The 15,543-nt window shown below is 71.3% G+C and carries 14 protein-coding genes and 2 pseudogenes; 8 read left to right on the forward strand and 8 right to left on the reverse strand.

What is annotated here, in order from left to right; translation table 11 throughout:
* Window positions 1–185 precede the first annotated feature (185 nt).
* Window positions 186–509: pseudogene (locus tag QMZ92_RS10870) on the forward strand (nucleotide sugar dehydrogenase); the annotation flags it as partial.
* An 829-nt stretch (window positions 510–1,338) separates the two neighbouring features.
* Here QMZ92_RS10870 and QMZ92_RS10875 read toward each other — a convergent pair.
* The 3 genes and pseudogenes from QMZ92_RS10875 to QMZ92_RS10885 all read right to left on the reverse strand — a co-directional run bounded on the left by QMZ92_RS10875 (window position 1,339) and on the right by QMZ92_RS10885 (window position 2,496).
* Window positions 1,339–1,464 (reverse strand): hypothetical protein, encoded by a 126-nt coding sequence (locus tag QMZ92_RS10875; protein ID WP_283297319.1) that lies wholly within the window; start codon window positions 1,462–1,464, stop codon window positions 1,339–1,341.
* Between the two features lie 127 nt (window positions 1,465–1,591).
* Window positions 1,592–1,801, reverse strand: a pseudogene (locus QMZ92_RS10880) (recombinase family protein); the annotation flags it as partial.
* Between the two features lie 272 nt (window positions 1,802–2,073).
* Entirely contained in the window at window positions 2,074–2,496 is a 423-nt protein-coding gene (locus QMZ92_RS10885; protein WP_283297040.1) for a secondary thiamine-phosphate synthase enzyme YjbQ, read from the reverse strand.
* Between the two features lie 127 nt (window positions 2,497–2,623).
* Here QMZ92_RS10885 and QMZ92_RS10890 point away from each other — a divergent pair, with 127 nt between their 5' ends.
* The 4 genes from QMZ92_RS10890 (at window position 2,624) to QMZ92_RS10905 (ending at window position 6,210) form a co-directional block, all read left to right on the forward strand.
* The gene (locus QMZ92_RS10890) at window positions 2,624–3,142 is read left to right on the forward strand and encodes an NAD(P)/FAD-dependent oxidoreductase (RefSeq protein WP_349307718.1); all 519 of its coding nucleotides are present in this window, start codon (window positions 2,624–2,626) and stop codon (window positions 3,140–3,142) included.
* Window positions 3,139–3,366: a hypothetical protein gene (locus QMZ92_RS10895; protein WP_283297320.1), complete on the forward strand. Its 228-nt coding sequence runs from the start codon at window positions 3,139–3,141 to the stop codon at window positions 3,364–3,366. Before QMZ92_RS10890 ends, QMZ92_RS10895 begins: the two co-directional genes overlap by 4 nt.
* 75 nt (window positions 3,367–3,441) lie before the next feature.
* Entirely contained in the window at window positions 3,442–4,989 is a 1,548-nt protein-coding gene (gene amaB / locus QMZ92_RS10900) for an L-piperidine-6-carboxylate dehydrogenase (RefSeq protein ID WP_283297043.1), read from the forward strand.
* 108 nt (window positions 4,990–5,097) lie between these two features.
* Entirely contained in the window at window positions 5,098–6,210 is a 1,113-nt protein-coding gene (locus QMZ92_RS10905; RefSeq protein ID WP_283297044.1) for an NAD(P)-binding domain-containing protein, read from the forward strand.
* Window positions 6,211–6,265: 55 nt separating this feature from the next.
* On the opposite strand, the gene mltG is transcribed toward QMZ92_RS10905, so the two are convergent.
* Both mltG and QMZ92_RS10915 read right to left on the reverse strand, forming a co-directional pair.
* Complete coding sequence (gene mltG / locus QMZ92_RS10910) at window positions 6,266–7,144, reverse strand: endolytic transglycosylase MltG (RefSeq protein WP_283297045.1); 879 nt, start codon at window positions 7,142–7,144, stop codon at window positions 6,266–6,268.
* Window positions 7,145–7,318: 174 nt separating this feature from the next.
* A complete protein-coding gene (locus QMZ92_RS10915; protein ID WP_283297046.1) occupies window positions 7,319–9,139 on the reverse strand; it encodes an ABC transporter ATP-binding protein in 1,821 nt (606 codons plus the stop codon).
* A 95-nt stretch (window positions 9,140–9,234) separates the two neighbouring features.
* Here QMZ92_RS10915 and QMZ92_RS10920 point away from each other — a divergent pair, with 95 nt between their 5' ends.
* Window positions 9,235–9,711 carry a MarR family winged helix-turn-helix transcriptional regulator gene (locus QMZ92_RS10920; RefSeq protein ID WP_283297047.1) on the forward strand — a complete coding sequence of 159 codons (477 nt, stop codon included), beginning with the start codon at window positions 9,235–9,237 and terminating at the stop codon, window positions 9,709–9,711.
* Between the two features lie 109 nt (window positions 9,712–9,820).
* On the opposite strand, the gene QMZ92_RS10925 is transcribed toward QMZ92_RS10920, so the two are convergent.
* Together QMZ92_RS10925 and QMZ92_RS10930 are read right to left on the reverse strand one after the other, a co-directional pair.
* A complete protein-coding gene (locus QMZ92_RS10925) occupies window positions 9,821–10,468 on the reverse strand; it encodes a TMEM175 family protein (RefSeq protein ID WP_283297048.1) in 648 nt (215 codons plus the stop codon).
* Window positions 10,469–10,669: 201 nt separating this feature from the next.
* On the reverse strand, window positions 10,670–11,461 hold the full coding sequence (locus QMZ92_RS10930; RefSeq protein WP_283297049.1) for a metal-dependent hydrolase: 792 nt from the start codon (window positions 11,459–11,461) through the stop codon (window positions 10,670–10,672).
* 121 nt (window positions 11,462–11,582) lie between these two features.
* Between QMZ92_RS10930 and QMZ92_RS10935 the strand changes: the two genes are divergently transcribed.
* On the forward strand, window positions 11,583–14,096 hold the full coding sequence (locus QMZ92_RS10935; protein WP_283297050.1) for a DEAD/DEAH box helicase: 2,514 nt from the start codon (window positions 11,583–11,585) through the stop codon (window positions 14,094–14,096).
* Window positions 14,097–14,109: 13 nt separating this feature from the next.
* Window positions 14,110–15,045: an acyl-CoA thioesterase gene (locus tag QMZ92_RS10940; RefSeq protein ID WP_283297051.1), complete on the forward strand. Its 936-nt coding sequence runs from the start codon at window positions 14,110–14,112 to the stop codon at window positions 15,043–15,045.
* A gap of 51 nt (window positions 15,046–15,096) precedes the next feature.
* Here QMZ92_RS10940 and QMZ92_RS10945 read toward each other — a convergent pair whose 3' ends face one another.
* Window positions 15,097–15,504, reverse strand: a complete 408-nt coding sequence (locus tag QMZ92_RS10945; protein WP_283297052.1) for an LppU/SCO3897 family protein — start codon at window positions 15,502–15,504, stop codon at window positions 15,097–15,099.
* Window positions 15,505–15,543 lie beyond the last annotated feature (39 nt).

The raw sequence follows: 15,543 nt of genomic DNA on the forward strand, positions 1-15,543 counted from the left end.
GACGCTCCGGCAGGGACACTCATACACAGCGGCCGTTCCTCGATGCTTCGTTGCTCGACACCTCGAAGCGTGAAGAACGGCCGCCTCCGCTGTCCCGGAAAGAACCGCAGATCAGCAGGTCGGGTGACCCGCGCGGTTAAACGCCAAGCTTAGGGCCACCGCGCTGCCGCAGATCCGCACCGGACATCGACGTCTGGGCAGCCATTGACGCCGCCTCCACCAAGCCGTTTGGCTTCATGCGCTTCACGCCCGGGCCGGGCGTCGGAGGCCACTGCCTTCCGATGGATCCTTCGTATCTGTCCTGGCGCGTACAGCGGTCCCTGGGCCGCAACTTCCGCTTCGTCGAGCTGGCCAACGACGTCAACTCCCACATGCCCGACTATGTGGTCCGGCGTCTCGTCGACGGACTCAACCGGCGGAAGAAGTCCGTGAACGGCTCCCGGATCCTGCTGCTCGGCCTCGCGTACAAGGCCAATACCGGAGACGCCCGAGAGATGACGAGCGCCAGACGGCCGACAGGATCTGCGTCAGCCGCCAGGGCATGCACCCACTCGGCAAAGTCCCAGGATGTCGAGGTCAGCCGGAACGTACCAAGGTCTTCAGCCCCGGTGATACGGATCAGCAGCGACACTTCAGGTCGCGGGCGGTTGCCTGCGCGAGCCTTGACCGTCTGGTCGCAGGTCCTCATGCGTCCACCAGGCTCGTCGGCCCCCGACCGAGTTACATCGGCGGAGGCCGCGTCGAGTGTCGCTTCGACGGCGTTCCCACCCAGAAGAACCTCGGTGGCCCCGGCCCTTGCCGGCACCTCCCTCACCCTTCCTCCGAGACGGGCGGCCAGGTCAGCGGCCTTCGCCTCCCGAACTTCTCCAGGAACCAGCCCTCGACCACGGCGTCGAGATTCGCGATGCGCATGTCGGGAGCCGGGCGGCAATGCTGCGCGTTCTTCCAGCCCTTGCTCCGGGCGGTGCACGCGTAGCGAGGCGGGGCACCGGCGGACGTCTGGGTAAAGAGACGGTTGTGGCAATGGCCACACACGGCCACTTCCGTCGGGAGGTACGACCGGTTGGTCTTGCCACCCCGATACGGGGTGCCCCTGGCACGGAGCACCTCCTTCAAGGCGTTGTGCGTGGTGCGTGGTGCGGTTCCACAACGCCTCGCACAGACGCACCGGGTTTCCCGTCCGGTCGATGACGGGCTTGCCGTGGTGGACGAGGTAGCCCATGGCCGCCTCGGACAACAGCATGTTGCGCAAGCTCGTGGGGTACCAAGGCCGTCCACCGGCCGGCGTGCCGTACACAACGGCGAGGTGGTCGGTCGGCGACAGCTCGCCGAGTCGGTTCAGGCGGGCGGCTCGCTGCTCACCGACACGGTCTCGGGGTCCGCGAGGATCCGGTGGGCGACGGTCCGCAGGACCTCGGCCGCATGCGGGTGGAGCTCGACGCGTTCGACCCTGCCGTTCGGCACGGTACGGACGTACTGGAAGCCGTACGACGGCTCGCCCTTCCGGCGGCCCGCGGGGCGTATCTTCTTGGTGGCGTCGGTTGCGCCGCTGGATGGCGCGCGGCTCCATCTGCGCGCCCCAGGCCTCCATCGTGAAGCGGTTCTCGTCGTTCGGGTCGTCGAGGTTCCAGACGCCGTCGTGCCCGTAGGAGACGATGAGCTTGCCCTCGTCGCGCATCTTGTGGCCGGTGCTGAGGCAGTCGACCACGTTGCGGCCGAGCCGGTCGACGGCCGCGGCAACGAGCCCGTCGTACTTACCCCGCTCGTCACGGAGCCACGGGCCGAGCTTCGGACGGGTCATCGGGTCGGTGGTGCCGGACACCTCCCAGTCGTCCGCCCAGACGTGGGCCCGCCGATGGCAGCGGCAGCCGTCAGCACGTCCTCCCGCTGCCGCTCCGGCGAGGTCGTGGCGGCCTTGACCCGCGACAGCCGGCGTACTCCGAGCAGGCACTGTCCGCAGCCGTCATACGGCCGCTCGATCCCGTCCATGGTGGTACCGCGCATCATTCTCCCGTTTCGCAGGAGCGCAAGGAGAATTGGCGGCCACGCCCAGGACGATCTTGATCGCCTCGATCAGCCCAGGAAGCTCAACCGCACTTGACGGTTGTCTTTGTCTTTGTTGGTGTCGACCAGACAGACCGACTGCCAGGTGCCGAGCTCCAGGCTCCCGCCGACGACTGGCAGGGTGGCGTGCGGCGGCACCAGCGCGGGCAGGACGTGGTCCCGGCCGTGGCCCGGGCTGCCGTGGCGGTGCTGGTAGCGGTCGTCGGCGGGGAGCAGTACGTGCAGCGCGGACAGCAGGTCGTTGTCGCTGCCGGCGCCGGTCTCGATCAGCGCGATGCCCGCCGTGGCATGGGGAACGAACACGTTGAGCAGGCCGTCGCGGCCGTCGGCGGTCTCGGCGAGGAACTTCTCGCACGCGGCCGTCAGGTCGGTCACGGCCTCCGCCGTGCCGGTGGTGAGGTCGAGGACTCGAGTAGTGAAGGCCTGGGGCATACCCCCATCCTCCCGCCCGCGCCACAGGATCGCGCGTCCGCATGGCGGGCCACCGTCGACCGCCGGTGGAACGGGGGCTCCCGCACGCTCCATGGACCCGGGGCGCCCCCGCGGTCACCATGGCCTCATGGCTCACGAGACCGCTCGTCAGGCCCTCCGGGAACCACCCGGCTCCGAGCCGTTCCCCCGCGCGGCCGAGGTGGTGGTGATCGGAGGCGGGGTCATCGGCGCGAGCACGGCGTTCCATCTCGCCGAGGCGGGCGTCCGTGACGTCCTGCTCCTGGAGCGGGACACACCCTCTTCCGGTTCCTCCGGAAAGCCGATCGGCGGTGTGCGGGCGCAGTTCTCGGACCCGCTCAACATCCTGCTGGGGCAACGCAGTCTGCGGGCGTGGCGGGAGTTCGGCGACCGGCCGGGTGCGGACGTGGGGCTGGAGCGGGTCGGCTATCTGTTCCTGCTGCGCCGCGACGAGGACGTGGCCGCGTTCCGCGAGGCCGTCGCGGTGCAGCGGGGACTCGGCGTGGACAGCCGCCTCGTCGGTCCACGCGAGGCCCACCGGCTGTGCCCCTACGTCGACCCCGACGCGATCATCACGGCCGCCCACTCCCCCGACGACGGCTTCGCACTGCCAGGGCCGGCCGGGTGAACGACACGGTGATGCGGGCGGCGGGAGGGGAACGGGCCCAGCGGTTCGGCAGCATCGAACGGGTCACGGCGGAGCGGCACGGCACCATCCGGGTCGGCACTCCGGGCGAACTGCGCGGGACGGCAGATCTGCGCCGCGCCCGCCCGTGCCCCGAAGGACGACGGGGAGCGGCCCGTACGGCGAACGGGACGGAGCCCGGGACGGGCAGGGACCGTCCGGCCTGACGGCCCGCCGCGCCCGCCACGACCACGACGACCGCGACGACCGCGACGACCGCGACGAACCGAGGAGAGCGCAGCATGACCACCACCGCACTGCCCGGCACGGAAGCCCTGCGGGACCGGGCCGCGAGGGCGCTGCACCGCTGCGGCGCATCCGTGCCCGAGGCCGGCTCGGGGGGCCCGGCCGACGGGCTCGCCGCCCGGACGCCGCTGACCGGTGAGACGCTCTTCACCCTGCCGGTCGCTTCGGCCGAGGACACCGCCCGCGCCGTCACCGAGGCTGCGGCGGCCTTCCGGGAGTGGCGCACGGTTCCGGCCCCGCGCCGCGGAGCCGTGGTCGGACGCCTCGGTGAGCTGCTGGCCGCGCACAAGGAGGACTTGGCCGAGCTCGTCACCGTCGAGGCCGGGAAGATCCGCTCCGAGGCGCTGGGCGAAGTGCAGGAGATGATCGACGTCTGCGGGTTCGCGGTCGGCCTCTCGCGTCAGCTGTACGGGCGCACGATGGCGTCGGAGCGACCTGGCCACCGGCTGTCGGAGAGCTGGCACCCTCTGGGGGTCGTCGGGGTGATCTCCGCCTTCAACTTCCCGGTCGCGGTCTGGTCGTGGAACACAGCGATCGCGCTCGTCTGCGGCGACCCCGTGGTGTGGAAGCCCTCGGAGCTGACCCCACTCACCGCCGTGGCGTGTGATGCCCTGCTTCGCCGGGCGGCCGCGGAGACCGGTGCCCCGGACGGGATCCACCGGCTGCTGCTCGGCGGCCGTGAGTGCGGCGAGCGCCTGGTCGACGATCCGCGGGTGGCGCTGGTCAGCGCCACCGGATCGGTGCGGATGGGGCGGGAGGTGGGCCCCCGGGTTGCCGCCCGCTTCGGCCGCTGCCTGCTGGAACTCGGCGGCAACAACGGAGCGGTCGTCACCCCGGCCGCCGATCCGGACCTGGCCGTGCGCGCCGTCGTCTTCGCGGCGGCCGGCACGGCCGGACAGCGCTGCACGACCCTGAGGCGGCTGATCGTGCACGAGGACATCGCCGACGATCTCACCGGGCGAATCGTCCACGCCTACGCCCGGCTGCCGGTCGGCGATCCGTTCCGGGAGGACACCCTGGTGGGTCCGCTGATCTCGGAGCGGGCCCTGGAGGCCATGGCGAAGGCCCTCGACACGGCGCAGCGGGACGGCGGGGAGCTGCTGACCGGGGGCGACCGCCGGTTGCGGGAGCAGGCGCCGTCGGCGGCCTATGTGCGCCCGGCGGTGGTGCGGATGCCGGCGCAGACCGCCGTCGTCCGCGAGGAGACGTTCGCGCCGATCCTGTACGTCCTGACGTACCGGACGCTGGAGGAGGCGATCGAGCTGCACAACGGCGTCCCCCAGGGGCTGTCGTCATCGATCTTCACCCGGGACCAGCGGGAGGCCGAGCGGTTCCTCGCCGTGGACGGCTCCGACTGCGGGATCGCCAATGTCAACATCGGCACGTCCGGGGCGGAGATCGGGGGCGCGTTCGGCGGCGAGAAGCAGACCGGCGGGGGCCGTGAGTCGGGCTCGGACGCCTGGCGCGCGTACATGCGCCGGGCCACGAACACCGTCAACTACTCGGAGGAGCTTCCCCTGGCCCAGGGGGTCACCTTTCTCTGATCCTGCCCGACCCCGCCGACGGCCGGCCTCGCCGTGTCCCGGAGCCGCCCCTGTGGCTGCTCCGGCCGGGACGGGAAGATCCACGACTCCACCTTCGTTAGTAGAACCGTGAACAACCTTGCGACGCGAGACGTGGACGTGGTCGTCACAGGCGCCGGACAGGCCGGCCTGTCCGGCGCCTACCACCTGCGGCGCGTGGGCCTGCGCCCCGACGTCGACTTCGTGGTCCTCGACCATGCACCGGGAGCCGGCGGAGCGTGGCAGTTCCGGTGGCCGTCGCTGACGTACGGCAGGGTCCACGGCATGCACGCGCTGCCCGGCATGGAGCTGACCGGCGCCGACGAAGGCCGCCCGTCCTCCGAGGTCATCGGCGAGTACTTCACTCGTTACGAGGACGCCTTCGGGCTCCGGGTGCACCGGCCCGTCCACGTGGGCGCGGTGCGCGCGGGCGTGGGCGGCCGGCTGCTGGTCGAGACGTCGGAGGGTACGTACGCCGCACGGGCGCTGATCAATGCCACCGGCACCTGGGACCGGCCGTTCTGGCCGCGCTACCCGGGCCAGGAGACCTTCCGCGGCAGGCAGTTGCACACGGCCCAGTACCCGGGGCCCGAGGCGTTCGCCGGGAAGCGGGTGGTCGTGGTCGGCGGCGGCGCCTCGGGGACCCAGCACCTGATGGAGATCGCCGAGGTGGCGGCGGGGACCACCTGGGTGACCCGGAGGCCGCCGGTGTTCCGTGAGGGCCCGTTCGGCGAGGTGCAGGGGCGCGCGGCGGTCGCCCTGGTGGAGGAGCGGGTCCGGAAGGGCCTGCCGCCGCGGAGTGTGGTGTCGGTGACGGGCCTGCCGCTGAACGAAGCGATCCGGCGAGCCCGCCGGAAGGGCGTCCTCGACCGGCTGCCGATGTTCGACCGGATCACCCCGGAGGGAGTGGCGTGGGACGACGGTCGCGCGGTCGAGGCGGACGTCATCCTCTGGGCCACCGGGTTCCGCGCCGCGATCGACCATCTCGCCCCCCTGAAGCTGCGCGAGCCGGGTGGCGGCATCGCGGTGGAGGGCACTCGCGCGGTTCGGGACGAGCGCGTCCATCTCGTCGGCTACGGACCCTCCGCCTCGACGATCGGCGCCAACCGGGCCGGACGGGCCGCGGTCCGGGAGATCATGCGACTCCTGGACCACGGGCCCGCGGACGAGGCGGCCGGGGACCTGGCCGCCTCGTCCGGCTGAGGCGCCCCGGGGGAAGGCCGCGGCCCCCGGGGGCACCCCGGGTGGAATCCGGCGGTCACCCGGCGTCGGGCCCCGCGCTGCTGCGGGTCCTGTTGAACTCGGCGACGTTGCGGTTGTGTTCCTCGAAGTCGGCGGTGAAACGCGTGTCCCCGGGTCTGACGGTCACGAAGTACAGCCAGTCGCCCTCCGCCGGCCCGACGGCCGCCTTCATCGCCGCCTCGCCCGGGTTCCCGATCGGCGTCGGCGGCAGACCTCTCTGCGCATAGGTGTTGTACGGGCTCCGGAGTCCGGTGTCCTGACGGGTGGTGTCGAGGGTGGAGCGGTTCAGTGCGTAGTTGAGGGTGGAGTCCATCTGGAGCGGCATGTTCCGGGCAAGCCGGTTGTGCACGACGCGCGCCACCCTTGCCATGTCCTCGGCACTGTCCGCCTCCGCCTGGACAATGCTGGCGATGATCACTGTCTGGTGGAGCGTCATACCGTGGCGTCGCGCCGCGTCGGTAAGGGACGAGGTGCCGAGGCGATGGCCCGCCGTGTTGACCATGAAGCTGAGCAGACTGCCCGGGGACGACTCGGGGCCGACGGGATAGGTCGCCGGGAAGAGATAGCCCTCGGGATTGCCGCGGGCGGCCGCTGGCAGCCTCAGCCGCGGGCCTGCGGCGGTCGCCGTCCGGCGGGTGGTGCCGGCCCGGACACCAAGTGCCTTGTCGACGGCGGCGTAGACCTGGGAGGAGCGCCATCCCTCAGGGATGAGCAGGGTCTTCGGCCGCGCCTGGGGCGCGGTGGGCTTCTTCTTCGACTGGGGCAGCAGCGTCAGGACGGCGGCCGTCACCGCGCCGATGAGGCCGACCGCACCCGTGAACAGCAGGAGTCGGCCGCGGCGCGTCAGACGGAGCCTGCGCCGACGGCGCCGGGCCTTCGGGAACTCCCTCTTCATACGGGCACGCTAACCCGGCGAAAAGCTCACATAACGGAACCCGCGCCGTCAGTCTTCCGGCGAACCGGCCCCAGCGGCAACGGACGCCAGGGACCCGGCGCACGCCCGGCCACAGGACGCGGCTCGGCCGCCCGCTCCGTGCGCCGCGGTCGACGGGGAAGAACGACGGGACGCTCAGGACACAACCGGCGCCAACCGGGCGTCCCCGCGCACCAGGGCGGCATAGCGCCCGTTCCGCTCGACCAGTTCCTCGTGCGTCCCGCGCTCGGCGATCCGTCCGCCGTCGAGGACGACGATCTGGTCGGCGTCCCGCACGGTGGAGAGCCGGTGGGCGATGGTGATCGTCGTGCGCCCGGCGGAGAGTGCGTCGATCGCCTGCTGAACGGCGTGCTCGGTGCGGGTGTCGAGCGCGCTCGTGGCCTCGTCCAGGATGAGCACCGGCGGATCGCGCAGGATCGTCCGGGCGATGGCGAGCCGCTGCTTCTCGCCGCCGGAGAACCGGTAACCGCGCTCGCCCACGAGCGTGTCGTAGCCGTCGGGCAGCGAGGCGATGTGGTCGTGGATCTGCGCCGCCCGCGCCGCCGCCTCGATCTCGGCGTCGGTGGCGTCCGGCTTGGCGAAGCGCAGGTTGTCCGCGACCGACGCATGAAAGAGGTAGGTCTCCTGGGAGACGACTCCCACGGCCCGGGCGAGGGTGTCGAAATCGAGGTCGCGGACGTCGACTCCGTCCAGGGTGACCCTGCCTTCCGTGACGTCGTAGAGCCGGGGCACCAGATAGCTGAGCGTGGACTTGCCGGACCCGGTGGGCCCGACCACGGCGAGGCTCCCGCCGGCCGGCACGGTGATCCCGATACCGTCGAGAGTCGGCCCGCTCCTGGCGTCGTAACGGAAGCCGACCTTCTCGAACCGCACTTCCCCGGCGATCTCGGCCAGCCGGACCGGATCCTCCGGCTCGGTGATGTCCACCCGCAGGTCCAGGTACTCGAAGATCCGCTGGAACAGGGCGAGCGACGTCTGGATCTGGACACCCGTGGACAGCAGGCTCACGGCCGGACGGAACAGCCCTTGCTGCAGCGAGACGAAGGCGACCAGGGTGCCGATCGAGATCGTGGACCCGCCGGACTGCAGCGCGAGTCCCGCCGACCAGTACAGGAAGGCGGGCATCGCGGCCATGACGATGCCGATGACGGCCATCCGCCAGCGGCCGGCCATGCTGGAACGGACCTCGAGACCGACGAGGCGCTCGGACTCGTCGGCGAACGACCGGGTGAGCGAGTCCGCCCGGCCCATCGTGCGGCCGAGGAGGATACCGCTGACCGACAGCGACTCGGTGACCGTCGCGGCCATGGCCGCCATCTGCTTCTGCCGCTGGGTGGTGATGGCCTTGCGCTCACGCCCGACCCGGCGGCTGATCCAGACGAAGACCGGCAGCAGGACCAGGGAGACGACCGTGAGCCGCCAGTCGAGCGCGAGCATGGCGACGACCGTGGCGACGACGGCGGTCAGATTGGAGACCAGGGAGGTCGCCGTGGAGGTGACGGTCGCCTGCATGCCCCCGATGTCGTTGGCGATGCGGGACTGGACCTCACCGGTCCGCGTCCGGGTGAAGAACGCGAGCGGCATGCGCTGCAGCTGGGCGTAGACGCCGGTGCGGAGGTCGTGCATCACGCGCTGGCCGACCGTGGTCGAGATCAGCGTCTGCAGAACGCCGAACACACTCGTCGTCACGGCGGCGACGATCATCCCGAGGGCGAGCAGCGAGAGCAGGCCCGTACGCCCCTGCGGGATCGCGGTGTCCAGGATTTCGCGCAGCATGAACGGCGAGGCGACGGAAACGAGCGACGAGGCTCCGACCAGCAGCCCCACCACGGCGAGCCGCGCGCGGTAGGGACAGAAGAGCCGGAGGATGCGCCGCACCTGGGCGGGCTGGGCGGGCCGCGTGGGGTCCAGCGGCCGATCGGGAGGTGTCCAGGACGGACCGTCGTGGGCGCGCATGCGCTCCTTCCGCGGGTCGGGGACCTGACAGCTCGAAGAGCATAGCTCATTATTACCTATGCTCACAATGAACATGGTCCTGATATCGTCCCTGCATGACCACCCCAGGCCCCGTTCCCGACGCGGACGGCGTGCTCGCCGAGCAGCTGCTGCGGCTCACCCGTCGGCTGCACCGCATCCAGAAGCAGCATCTGCAGCCGGTCGGCATCACGCCGGCCCAGGCCCGGCTGCTGCGCGTCGTGGCCCAGTACGAGGGGGCCCCGCGGATGGCCGATCTGGCCGACCGCCTGGAGGTGGTACCGCGCGCCGTCACCACGCTGGTCGACGGACTGGAGTCCGGCGGCCGCGTCCGCCGGGCGCCCGACCCGACGAACCGCCGCGTGGTGCGCGTGGAGCTCACCGACCTCGGACGCACCACGCTGCGCGAGCTGCGCGGCGCCCGGCGCGCGGCTGCGGAGGACATCCTGGCGCCCCTGACCGCCGATCAGCGCGAGGCACTGGGCGGACTGCTGTCGGCGCTGCTCGACGGCGGCCCGGGAGCGGCGGGCCAGGTGCCCTGCCCCGAGAGGTAGGGGCTGCCCCGGCTCGGTCGGCCGAGGGCCGGCGGACGGGGGCGCGGCCGCCCCGACACGGATGACCGACACCGGTACGCCTCCGGCCCGGCGGGTACGCGCCACCGGGTCAGGCCCGGGGCGGGACGGAGCGACTCCAGTGGGAGAGCCAAGCGCGCGCCGGGATCGCGGCCAGCCACCAGTACTGGGCGATCTTCGGTGAGGCGAAGGCCAGGGGCACCGAAGCGGCGAAGACGGCCACCATGACCAGCCCCTCGTACACGGCGAGGCGCAGCCGTCGGGGCACCGTGACCGGAGTGGCCAGGCCCGGCCGCAGCAGCAGCCGCAGTGTCATCGCGGTGATCAGGCCCGAGGCGGCGGCGATGGATCCGGCATACACGGCGGTCGCCGCGGCGGTGTCCGCGTACTCGCTGATCAGACGGGTGGGAAACGGCAGTGCGGCGATCACGGCGAGCAGCGCGAGATAGAGGTACAGCAGCCAGGAGTCGAGCCGGGCGACCCGGTGGAACAGGGCGTGCTGGCTGAGCCACAGCACGCCGATGACGACGAAGCTCAGCAGGTACGCCCCGATGTCGGAGAGGGCCCGGTGGAGCGCCGTACCGAGGTCACCGGCCTCCAGATCGTCGGGCACGGTGATGTCGAGGGCGAGGAGGGTGATCGCGATGGCGAAGACCGCGTCACCGAACGCGAGCAACCGATCGGGCCCGATGATCGCACCGGGGCTCTCGTCCTCCCGCTCATCTGTCGGTGGGCTCACGGCGGGGACGCTACCGGCGGTCGCGGGCGCAGGCACCCGCTGCTGGGCCGAACGCCGGACGCGGTGCCCGGCCTCCCGGGCCGTACCGAGAGGCCGTGCCGAAAGGGGGCGCACGACCGTCCGGGGCCGACCGTCCCGATCCGCGCCGGAGCCGGCCGCGGCGCGCCGGCACCCCCGTCGGACGACCTCGCGGCGCCCCGGTCAGATGAAGTTCAGCGCCGCAGCGCCGCCCACCCCCCCGAGCAGCATGAACGCGGGCATCAGTACCTTCAGTTCCACCCAGCTGCCGGCCCGGAAGCGCATCCCCTTCGGGGGCCCCACGGCGAACCAGCGCCTGTTCCCGATGGGTATGGGCCACAGGATCGGGCAGCCCGAGACGGTGAGGGCGTCACCGACGTCGTGCACCAGGGCACCGAGGACGACGGGGAGCCCCAGCCACAGGTACTCCTGGCCGGGCCCGGTGAAGAGCCAGTCCGCACCGCTGCCGGGCTTGTCCAGGACGCCGGCCAGGATCCAGGCGCTCGTCGCGCCGAGCAGCCACACCAGGACGTCACTGGACACCCGTGCGGCCCGCCACAGCAGTCCCTCGACGGCGAGCACCAGGTGCACGAAGAGGATTGCGAGGACCGCCCAGCGCCCTCCGGTCATCGCCAGCGCCGAGGTGCCGCCGCCGATCAGCACGGCCCACAGCCAGGTGTGGGTGAGCGTGCGGTGACCGCCGGTCCGGCGCTTGTCCCCCGGCTTCTTCGTCGCCTTGTAGACCGCGTACGAGAGCTTGTCGACCACTTCGCACAGGCCGCGTGAGACCGGCCCGAAGGCGCGGGAGATCGTCGCCGCCTTGTGGTCGAGGTCCGGCGCGAGCGCCGCTCCCGCGCAGATCAGCGCGCCGACGACGAGGACAGGCCATGGCATCGGATGCTCCAGGGCGGCCGCCGCCGCGCCCACCCCCAGCCAGGCCGCCGCCCCGGACAGGGAGTGCGCCGGTCCCATCATGCTCGTTCCCGCCCCATCTGCTGTTCTGCTCGTGCCCAGTTGAGGGGACAGGCTACCGGTAGCGATCTTCCTTCCGTCGGCCGGTTCCCGATCCCGGCCGGAGGCCAGGCAAGATGGTGGGGTGACCCTTATCGATCAGCTGCCGCCGGATGCCGACCCCGATGCCCTCTTCGAAGCCTTCGCCTCATGGGCCGAGGGCCGGGGCATCTCCCTCTACCCGGCCCAGGAGGAGGCGCTGATCGAGGTGGTCTCCGGGGCCAACGTGATCCTCTCCACACCGACCGGCTCGGGAAAGAGCCTGGTCGCGGCGGGTGCCCACTTCGCCGCCCTCGCCCGCGACGAGGTCACGTTCTACACCGCGCCGATCAAGGCCCTGGTGTCGGAGAAGTTCTTCGACCTCTGCAAGCTCTTCGGCACGGAGAACGTCGGCATGCTCACCGGCGACGCGTCCGTGAACGCGGACGCCCCGGTCATCTGCTGCACCGCCGAGGTGCTGGCGTCGATCGCGCTGCGGGACGGCAAGAACGCCGACATCGGCCAGGTCGTGATGGACGAGTTCCACTTCTACGCGGAACCGGACCGCGGCTGGGCCTGGCAGATCCCCCTCCTCGAGCTCCCGCAGGCGCAGTTCGTGCTGATGTCGGCGACGCTCGGCGACGTGTCGATGTTCGAGGAGGACCTCACCCGCCGCACCGGCCGTGAGACCGCCGTCGTCCGCTCGGCGACCCGCCCGGTCCCCCTCTCCTACGAGTACCGCACCACCCCCATCACGGAGACGCTGACCGAGCTGCTGGAGACCAGGCAGGCACCGGTCTACATCGTGCACTTCACCCAGGCACAGGCCGTCGAGCGGGCACAGTCGCTGATGAGCATCAACATGTGCACCCGCGAGGAGAAGGACCGCATCGCCGAGCTGATCGGCAACTTCCGCTTCACCACCAAGTTCGGGCGTAACCTCTCCCGCTTCGTCCGCCACGGCATCGGCGTGCACCACGCGGGCATGTTGCCCAAGTACCGGCGCCTCGTGGAGAAGCTGGCGCAGGCCGGCCTGCTGAAGGTGATCTGCGGTACGGACACCCTCGGCGTGGGTGTCAACGTCCCCATCCGCACGGTGCTCTTCACCGCGCTCACCAAGTACGACGGCAGCCGTGTGCGGACGCTCCGCTCCCGGGAGTTCCACCAGATCGCGGGCCGCGCGGGCCGCGCGGGCTTCGACACCGCCGGCTTCGTCGTCGCCCAGGCGCCCGACCACGTCGTCGAGAACGAGAAGGCCCTCGCCAAGGCCGGCGACGACCCCAAGAAGAAGCGCAAGGTCGTCCGCAAGAAGGCCCCCGAGGGCTTCGTCGGCTGGACGCGGAACTCCTTCGAGAAGCTGATCGCCTCCGACCCCGAGCCGCTCACCTCCCGTTTCAAGGTCACCCACGCGATGCTGCTGTCGGTGATCGCCCGCCCGGGGAACGCCTTCGAGGCGATGCGCAAGCTGCTCGAGGACAACCACGAACCGCGCAAGCAGCAGCTCCGGCACATCCGCCGGGCCATCGCCATCTACCGTTCGCTCCTCGACGGAGGGATCGTCGAACGCCTCGACGCCCCCGACGCCCAGGGCCGTATCGTCCGGCTGACCGTCGACTTCCAGCAGGACTTCGCACTCAACCAGGCGCTCTCCACGTTCGCCCTCGCGGCCTTCGACCTGCTGGACCCCGAATCGCCGTCGTACGCCCTGGACATGGTGTCCGTCGTCGAGTCCACTCTCGACGACCCGCGGCAGATCCTCGGGGCCCAGGAGAACAAGGCGCGGGGCGAGGCGGTCGCCGCGATGAAGGCGGACGGCGTCGAGTACGAGGAGCGGATGGAGCGACTCCAGGAGATCTCGTACCCGAAGCCGCTGGAGGAACTGCTGTGGCACGCGTACGACACCTACCGGAAGTCGCACCCGTGGGTGGGCGACCACCCGGTCTCGCCGAAGTCGGTCATCCGGGACATGTACGAACGGGCGCTGTCCTTCACCGAGTTCACGTCCTTCTACGAGCTGGCCCGCACCGAGGGCATCGTGCTGCGGTATCTCGCGAGCGCGTACAAGGCCCTGGACCACACCGTCCCGGACGATCTGAAGACCGAGGACCTGCAGGATCTGATCGCCTGGCTGGGCGAGATGGTCCGCCAGGTCGACTCCAGCCTCCTCGACGAGTGGGAGCAGCTGGCCAATCCCGAGGTGGAGACCGCGGAGGAGGCCCAGGAGAAGGCCGACCAGGTCAAGCCGGTCACCGCGAACGCCCGCGCCTTCCGGGTGCTGGTCCGCAACGCCATGTTCCGCAGGGTGGAGCTGGCGGCGCTGGACCGCGTCGACGAACTGGGCCGGCTGGACGCGGAGTCGGGCTGGGACGAGGACGCCTGGGGCGAGGCGATGGACGGGTACTGGGACGAGTACGACGACCTCGGAACCGGTCCGGACGCGCGCGGCCCCAAGCTGCTCGCCATCGAGGAGGACCCCGGGCACGGTCTCTGGCGGGTCCGGCAGACGTTCGCCGACCCGAACGACGACCACGACTGGGGTATCAGCGCGGAGGTCGACCTGGCGGCCTCCGACGAGGAGGGCCGGGCCGTCGTCCGCGTGACGTCCGTCGGCCGGCTGTGAGACAGGAGCGGACATGACCCACCCCGCCGGACACGACCCCGCCGACGGCGGCCGCCCCGAGGAGACCGCACGCGCCGCGTCCGGTCCCGTGGAGCGGCTCGTCGATCTGCTCGACCTGGAGCGGATCGAGGTCGACATCTTCCGCGGGGTCAGCCCGAACGAGTCCCTGCAGCGGGTCTTCGGGGGGCAGGTCGCGGGCCAGGCGCTGGTGGCGGCGGGCAGGACGACGGACGGCACCCGGCCGGTGCACTCGCTGCACGCCTACTTCCTGCGGCCGGGGATTCCGGGCATGCCGATCGTCTACCAGGTCGAACGGGTCCGGGACGGCCGGTCGTTCACGACCCGCAGGGTCACGGCGGTCCAGCGGGGACGGACGATCTTCAATCTGACCGCGTCCTTCCACCAGCCCGAGGAGGCCGGTTTCGAGCACCAACTGCCGCCGCGGCTGGACTTCCCGCCACCGGAGTCCCTGCCGAGCGTAAGCGAGGAGATCCGCGCGCACCTGGGCGCACTGCCGGAGACGCTGGAGCGGATGGCGCGGCGTCAGCCCTTCGACATCCGCTACGTCGACCGGCTGCGCTGGACCGAGGAGGAGGTCAAGGTGGCCGATCCGCGCAGCGCGGTGTGGATGCGGGCGGTCGGACCGCTGGGTGACGACCCGCTGGTGCACACGTGCGCGCTGACGTACGCCTCGGACATGACCTTGCTGGACGCCGTCCGCATCCCGGTCGAACCGCTCTGGGGCCCGCGCGGATTCGACATGGCGTCGCTCGACCACGCGATGTGGTTCCACCGGCCGTTCCGCACGGACGAATGGTTCCTGTACGACCAGGAGTCCCCGGTCGCCACGGGCGGCCGGGGGCTGGCGCGCGGCCGGATCTACGACCGGGAGGGCCGGCTGCTCGTCTCGGTCGTGCAGGAGGGGCTGTTCCGCCGGCTGGGCGGCTGAGGGCCGCCCAGCCGGCGTCACGTCCCGTACGGGGTCACGTCCCCGGGCGGATCACTTCTTGACGGGGTCGAGGCAGAGCACGAACTTGTCGGCGTCCCACTTCTGCGCGAGGGCGGCCTCACCGACGGTGCAGGCGTTGACGTCGAAGCTGTTCTCGACGACCTTGACGACCTTGTAGTTGGCGTCCTTGTCGTCACACCCCTTGGTCTCGACCTCGGGGTTGTTCTCCTCTCCGGTGACCTTGACGCAGTCGCCGGCCTCGGCGCGGACGGGGGCGTTGAAGAGGTAGCCGATGCCGAACTTCACCACCACGGCGACGACAATGAGCGCGACCACGCCGAGAAACTTCTTGACCTTGCTCTTCTTGGCGGGTGCGGGCGCGGGTGCGGCGCCGGGTATGGGCTGGCCCTCCGGGAACTGCGGTTCCTGCGGGGCGGGGGAGGGCTTGGGTGCGCTCATCTGCGGTCTTCCTCGAGTCGCTGGAGATCGAACGCGCGC

Source organism: Streptomyces sp. HNM0645 (assembly GCF_030056615.1).
Classification (GTDB): Bacteria; Actinomycetota; Actinomycetes; order Streptomycetales; family Streptomycetaceae; genus Streptomyces; species Streptomyces marianii.

What these genes read in the sequence shown, in the direction of transcription:
- QMZ92_RS10920 (WP_283297047.1), top strand. Translation starts at nt 9,235, where the DNA reads ATGACCACCCCAGGCCCCGTTCCCGACGCGGACGGCGTGCTCGCCGAG.
- QMZ92_RS10945 (WP_283297052.1), bottom strand. Translation starts at nt 15,504, where the DNA reads ATGAGCGCACCCAAGCCCTCCCCCGCCCCGCAGGAACCGCAGTTCCCG.
- mltG (WP_283297045.1), bottom strand. Translation starts at nt 7,144, where the DNA reads ATGAAGAGGGAGTTCCCGAAGGCCCGGCGCCGTCGGCGCAGGCTCCGT.
- QMZ92_RS10930 (WP_283297049.1), bottom strand. Translation starts at nt 11,461, where the DNA reads ATGATGGGACCGGCGCACTCCCTGTCCGGGGCGGCGGCCTGGCTGGGG.
- amaB (WP_283297043.1), top strand. Translation starts at nt 3,442, where the DNA reads ATGACCACCACCGCACTGCCCGGCACGGAAGCCCTGCGGGACCGGGCC.
- QMZ92_RS10915 (WP_283297046.1), bottom strand. Translation starts at nt 9,139, where the DNA reads ATGCGCGCCCACGACGGTCCGTCCTGGACACCTCCCGATCGGCCGCTG.
- QMZ92_RS10885 (WP_283297040.1), bottom strand. Translation starts at nt 2,496, where the DNA reads ATGCCCCAGGCCTTCACTACTCGAGTCCTCGACCTCACCACCGGCACG.
- QMZ92_RS10890 (WP_349307718.1), top strand. Translation starts at nt 2,624, where the DNA reads ATGGCTCACGAGACCGCTCGTCAGGCCCTCCGGGAACCACCCGGCTCC.
- QMZ92_RS10940 (WP_283297051.1), top strand. Translation starts at nt 14,110, where the DNA reads ATGACCCACCCCGCCGGACACGACCCCGCCGACGGCGGCCGCCCCGAG.